We start from the raw sequence: 3,064 nt of genomic DNA, 5'->3' as shown, positions 1-3,064 counted from the left end.
ACCGGGCCTCCTTTTCGATCCGTTCCTTCTTCGACAACATGGGCAACACCTCACAATAAAAGGGGTGTTGCAACGACCGATTGAACTCGCCATCCTTCACCGGGCACCTATTCGGATGATTCGCGAGCGGTCAAGGATGCCAGGGCTGCACGTGGCTCGACGTCGAAGCCCGTTGCCCGATCACCAGACCAGTTGAGCCCAACCCGCAGCCCATCTCGCTCAAGGCCGGGCAACCACTTTGTTCGCCAATCGCTGAGAGGGATCGCGACTTTTTCGAAGCTGGCATAGATAGGCCTCGACAGCAGAAATAATGCGCTCTGCGCGTGAGCTCAGGGACCAGAAAGGCATGCTACGAATTCCATCGCTTCCGTACGGAGCTGGAAAGCCCCCAGCATCGCTGATCGTCCAGACTTGCTGTTCGCGAATGACTTCCTTGAAGTATGCAGTTGCGTGTGCGCCGCTTGTGGTCATAGCAGCATCGTCTCAGACTGTCCGAAGCCCATGGGCTTACGGGCAGTGGTGCGACACCGAGCGATCACAGAATGCCGCCACGAAGCGATCAAATCCACAGCTACCGCCTGAGACATTCATCAATCTTCAACGTGTACTGATCTGGATGTTGCTGGTGGGATACCGATCTCCTCAACGTCATGGGTGCCGCAGCGCGTCTTTGTTGCGGTGGCGTGCTCGATGCGGCTCACGCGAAACCAGCGCATTTCGTTGCGTAGCTGGCACCAACCAATCAGATCCCAGTGGCCGTTCGTTGAGGCGAAGATTACTGGTTCGACGTCCCTGGTGGTCTTATTGCCATCCTGTGCGGTGTAGCGGATGCGAACCACTTGTTGCTCAGACATCGCTTCCTCAAGGGCCGATCTGACGGCCCGTGTTCCAGGCTGATCCGTGTTGACCCAGATGCGGCGTGCTAGTTCATCGACCTTTACTCGGGTCCGAGGATCAAGTACGTCCATGATTTTCCTGATGGCGACCGAGGCAAGATCAGCGTAAGGCGCATCAGGGGCAGCTGAAACCGCTGCGAGAAGAGCCACCGCTTGAGCGGGGGTCAGGCTCACAGGTGGGAGGTTAGCTTGGGTAGCCAGACCATATCCACCGCGAGGTCCCGGACGGGACCAGATCGGAGCCCCACTGTTCTCAAGCGCATCAAGATCTCTCTTTATCGTGCGCACAGACACGCCGAACTCGTTGGCCAACCGGTCTGCCGTGCATCCACGAGACCCGCTGCGTCGCAGCATCTCCGACAATGCGTGGAGCCGCTCCACTCGCTTCATCTCTCCACCCATCACTGAACCATGCCATAAATAGTGCCATACTGTTGTTCGAGAGGCGTGCGAGGATCGTGGCATGACAACAGACACAAGCAATCCGATCCTTCTGATTCCCGGCCACTGGCTGGGAGCATGGGCATGGGACGAAGTCTCGGAGCACCTAACATCCTTGGGCCACCGGGCGATCCCGCTGACCCTGCCCGGCCTCGACGAAACAGATACCGCCCGGGTGACCAGGACGCTGGACGAGCAGGTAGCGGCAATCGAACAGGCCGCCACTAGCAGCTCCGGGCCAGTGGTCATCGTGGCGCATAGCGGAGCCAACGCTCCGGTGAGTCTTGTGCTCGATCGGCACCCCGAGCTGGTCAGCCGTGTGATCTGGGTTGACAGCGGCCCGGCAACGTCCGGGGTCGCCTTTGCCCCCGACTTCCCAGAGGATACGGAGGGACTTTCGCTGCCACCCTTCGAGATGCTCGGGGAGCAGGCCAGCATCGAGGGCCTGAGCGCCAATGTACTTGAGCGGTTCCGGGAACGCGCAGTGTCCGAGCCCGGAACTGTCCTTCGTCAGATTGTGCAACTCACAAATGACGCACGCTTCGACGTACCCACCACCTTCGTTTGCTGCTCAATCCCGAGTTCGCAGGTAATGGAACTGGTCAAGGCTGGCCATCCAATGTTCGCCGAGGTTGCCAATCTCAAGAGCGTTGACTACGTCGACCTTCCGACAGGCCACTGGCCTATGTGGAGTCGCCCATCCGACCTCGCTCAGATACTTGCATCGGAATCCTCAAACAACTGATACAGCACGGATCTCCTTGGCTTCCTAGCAGCCGAACACTGACCCCGGACTCACTTCTCTGAGTCCGGGGTCTTGGCGTTGGTGAAGCCACCGACAACTCGCGAGCAGAGCAGTCGTGTCGCATCACTGCCAACCGATCCAAGCCGCGCCAATCCGTGCCACGTGAATACTGGCACTGCCCGCCGATAGCCGGATTTCAGACATAGCTACGTGAGAGGGACTGAATTGCTGTTGGGCACGAGGGGCGGCATGCTGAGGCAATGACCTCACTTTATGCTTGGCGTGGAACTGACGATCCGGAGCGTGTCGACCTCGCCTCAGTGTCCGTAACGAGCGACAGCATGCGTGCCCACGGCACCTCCGTCACACCGTCCTACGCCAGTTCCTGGCAACTCGACGTCGGCCTTGGGTGGGTCACGCGCTCTATCTCCGTGCAAGTTCACGGCGGGCAGTGGAGCCGATCACTTCTGCTCGAGCACGCTGCGGATGGACAGTGGGACGCTGTCACGACCAGCTTCGGTATCACCGGGCTCCCGGGGCCCGGCCTGGCGGACCCGGCAATCCTGCAGGACGCAATCGACTGCGACCTCGGGCTGTGTCCAGTAACCAACACCATGCCTATCAGGCGTCTGCGATTGAATGAACAGGCCGTTCCAGCGACCAATCTGGTCATGGCCTGGATCGAGATGCCCTCGTTGCGAGTCCTGCGCAGCGACCAGGTTTACGCTTCGGATCCGGCAGCAGCGCCGGGGACGGTTCATTACGCCAGCGCCAGTGGTGACTTCCAGACAGACCTCGTCATCGACAGCGACGGGATAGTGATTGACTACCCGCACCTCGCTCGACGGGTACAAATCCCCGGCTGACCGCTTCTGCCTGTGCAATAAGGGATGGCGAGTTCAATCGGTCGTTGCAACACCCCTTTTATTGTGAGGTGTTGCCCATGTTGTCGAAGAAGGAACGGATCGAAAAGGAGGCCCGG

General features: G+C 59.5%; 5 protein-coding genes. 2 read left to right on the top strand and 3 right to left on the bottom strand.

Translation table 11 applies throughout. From position 1 onward, the window contains the following. Positions 1-107: 107 nt before the first annotated feature. The 3 genes from ABIB51_RS23085 to ABIB51_RS23075 form a co-directional block, all read right to left on the bottom strand. Entirely contained in the window at positions 108-233 is a 126-nt protein-coding gene (locus tag ABIB51_RS23085) for a DUF2750 domain-containing protein (protein WP_354191718.1), read from the bottom strand. Then, positions 220-471: a DUF2750 domain-containing protein gene (locus ABIB51_RS23080; protein ID WP_354191717.1), complete on the bottom strand. Its 252-nt coding sequence runs from the start codon at positions 469-471 to the stop codon at positions 220-222. The genes ABIB51_RS23085 and ABIB51_RS23080 overlap by 14 nt, the downstream gene beginning before the upstream one ends. Before the next feature lie 119 nt (positions 472-590). Then, the gene (locus ABIB51_RS23075) at positions 591-1,286 is read right to left on the bottom strand and encodes a helix-turn-helix transcriptional regulator (RefSeq protein ID WP_354191720.1); all 696 of its coding nucleotides are present in this window, start codon (positions 1,284-1,286) and stop codon (positions 591-593) included. Positions 1,287-1,359: 73 nt separating this feature from the next. On the opposite strand from ABIB51_RS23075, the gene ABIB51_RS23070 reads away from it, so the two are divergent. Next, entirely contained in the window at positions 1,360-2,082 is a 723-nt protein-coding gene (locus ABIB51_RS23070; RefSeq protein ID WP_354191716.1) for an alpha/beta fold hydrolase, read from the top strand. Positions 2,083-2,342: 260 nt separating this feature from the next. Next, positions 2,343-2,948 (top strand): putative glycolipid-binding domain-containing protein, encoded by a 606-nt coding sequence (locus ABIB51_RS23065; protein ID WP_354191715.1) that lies wholly within the window; start codon positions 2,343-2,345, stop codon positions 2,946-2,948. The last annotated feature ends 116 nt before the right edge of the window (positions 2,949-3,064 follow it).

This window comes from Arthrobacter sp. UYCu712 (genome assembly GCF_040547005.1).
GTDB lineage: Bacteria > Actinomycetota > Actinomycetes > Actinomycetales > Micrococcaceae > Arthrobacter.
Note: the sequence above shows the minus strand (reverse complement) of the source record. Positions and strands in the feature narration are given on the sequence as shown.